Here is a 2319-nt window from a genome sequence, read left to right as displayed (position 1 = left end):
GCCCGGGCCGGTGCCCGCGGCCCGTCGGCCACGGCCGCGCCGCCGAGTGTCATCGCACCGTCCGGTTCCAGGCCGCGGCGAAGGCGACGCTTGTCGCCGCGGCCACCGTGAAGGCGCCGGGCACGACGGGCGCGGGCCCGTCGCGGCGTTCACCGATCAGCGCGAGGCTGACCGTCGCGAACCGGCGCAGCGCCGGACCGACGGCGTCGAGCATGACCTGTCCCGCGCCGGTGACGATGCCGAGCGCGGCGCCGTCGCCGGCCTGCCCAAGTCCGGGGAGCGCGCCGAGGCCCGGATCGCGCTCGTCCCGGACCGCCTCGGCGAACAGGTCCAGCAGCTCGGCGCGGGCGGACACGCCTCGTTCCGCGGCCGCCCTGGCTCCGCCGGTCGTGCGGACCTCGACGGGATGGCCGCCGTCGAACGCGGCGACGGCGAGCGAGGCGGCGACCCGGACCGCCGCCTCGAAGGAGGTGTCGGTGTAGGGGGTGGCGCTGGTGTCGAGCAGGACGAGCATCCGTGGCTCGTGCGGAACCACGTGGTGCCGAATCATGATCGTGCCGGTCCGCGCGGTCGACGGCCAGTGGATCAGCCGCAGGTCGTCGCCGCGTTCGTACTCGCGCAGGCTGTGGAAGGCGACCCCGCCGCTGGGGGCCAGTGCCGACGTGCGGCCGTCGACTTCCCGGGACCGCCCGGTCGGCAGCGGTACCGGGTACCCGTTCCCCGGGTACCCGCGGCGAGGATCTCGACCTCCGCGGCGTGGTCCGGGTAGCCGACCGCCGAGCGGATCATGAACCGGTCGATCTGGGCCTCGGGCAGTTCGTAGGTGCCGCCGTGCTCCACCGGGTTCTGTGTGGCGATCACCATGAAGGGCCGCGGCACCTGATAGGTCGTCGAATCGACCGTGACGCGGCGCTCCTCCATGACCTCCAGCAGCGCAGACTGCGTCTTCGGCGACGCCCGGTTGATCTCGTCGATAAGCACGATGTTCGCGAAGACGGGGCCTTCGTGAAACTCGAAGGTGCGGGAACCGGCGTCCCAGATCTGCACGCCGGTGACGTCGGAGGGGAGCAGGTCGGGGGTGAACTGCACCCGCCGGACCGCCCCGCTCACCGACTGGGCGACCGCCTTGGCCAGCGACGTCTTTCCGACGCCGGGGAGCCCTCGCCCAGGCAGGCCGAGGTATCCGCCGCGTTGTGATTGATGCGGCGGTCGAGGGTCAGCGCGCGGCAGCCCAGGGGCCGACGCCGCCGACGCGGTGGATCGAGTAACGCAGGATGAACCCGTCGCCCTTCGGGCCCGGGAACTCGGCGTCCGGGTCCACGTAGACCTCCGTCAGGCGGTTCAGCAGATCCAGGGCGCCGCCGGCGGTGACGGTGGCCGTCGCGTGCAGGACGGCGTACTCGGCCAGGAAGGCGCCCGGTACCCGCGGCGCGTCGAAGGAGAGCACGACGCGGGGATCGCGCTCCACATTGCGCACCTTCACATGACGGCCCATATGGCCGCTGACGACGTCGTCACCGTCCAGGCCAATCCAGATGACGCTCACCTGGGGGCTGCCGTCGGCGTTTATCGTCGTCAGGTGCGCGAGCGGACCGCTGGAGACCAGGTCACGGAGTTCCGGCGTCAGCAGCGTCATCGTCCGATGCTCCCACCCATGTCGATCAGCCGAGCAACTATCGGAAAGTTCCTCGCTCAGCCGTTCTCGCTCAGCCGTTCTCGGGACCGGTGGCGACGGGACGGCCGGGCAGGTTGGACCACTGGGACCAGGAGCCCGGGTAGAGCGCCGCGGGGTGACCGGCAATGGCCAGCGCCGCGACCTCGTGGGCGGCGGTCACGCCCGAGCCGCAGTAGACCCCGACGGGCCGCTCGCCGGTGACCCCGAGCGCCGCGAACCGGCCGGCGAGCTCGGCGGGGGAGCGGAACGTCCCGTCGGCGTCCAGATTGTCACCGGTCGGGGCGCTGTGCGCGCCGGGGATGTGGCCGGCGACCGGGTCCACCGGCTCGACCTCGCCGCGGTAGCGCTCGCCGGCCCGGGCGTCGAGCACGATCCCGTCGCGGGCCAGCGCGGCGACCCCGTCGGCGTCGAGCGTCGGCATCGCGCCGGTGACGAGGGTGATGTCGCCGGGCGGCGGCTGCACCGACTCGGTCTGCAGCGTGCCGCCCGCGGCCGTCCAGGCGGCGAGCCCGCCGTCGAGGATCAGCACCGGCTTGACCGACGCCCAGCGCAGCAGCCACCAGGCCCGCGCCGCCGACAGCGCGCCCGAGTCGTCGTAGACGACGACGGTGTCCCCGGCGGACAGCCCCCAGCCGCGGGCGGCC

The 2319-nt window shown here is 73.5% G+C and carries 3 protein-coding genes and 1 pseudogene; all 4 read right to left on the bottom strand.

The genetic code is table 11. The features are described 5' to 3' along the window. Nucleotides 1-49: 49 nt before the first annotated feature. Nucleotides 50-586, bottom strand: a complete 537-nt coding sequence (locus ND748_RS30275; RefSeq protein ID WP_251749655.1) for a DUF58 domain-containing protein — start codon at nt 584-586, stop codon at nt 50-52. A 137-nt stretch (nt 587-723) separates the two neighbouring features. Next, nucleotides 724-1158: pseudogene (locus ND748_RS30270) on the bottom strand (AAA family ATPase); the annotation flags it as partial. A gap of 58 nt (nt 1159-1216) precedes the next feature. Continuing rightward, entirely contained in the window at nt 1217-1636 is a 420-nt protein-coding gene (locus ND748_RS30265) for a PPOX class F420-dependent oxidoreductase (protein WP_251749653.1), read from the bottom strand. 70 nt (nt 1637-1706) lie between these two features. Then, nucleotides 1707-2319, bottom strand: a 613-nt coding sequence (locus ND748_RS30260; RefSeq protein ID WP_251749650.1) for a sulfurtransferase, incomplete at its 5' end; no start/stop codon positions are given.

The sequence above is a fragment of the Frankia sp. AiPs1 genome, from assembly GCF_023716945.1.
Classification (GTDB): Bacteria; Actinomycetota; Actinomycetes; order Frankiales; family Frankiaceae; genus Frankia.
The sequence above is the reverse complement of the archived record's forward strand: the minus strand, read 5'-3'. Positions and strand labels throughout refer to the sequence as shown.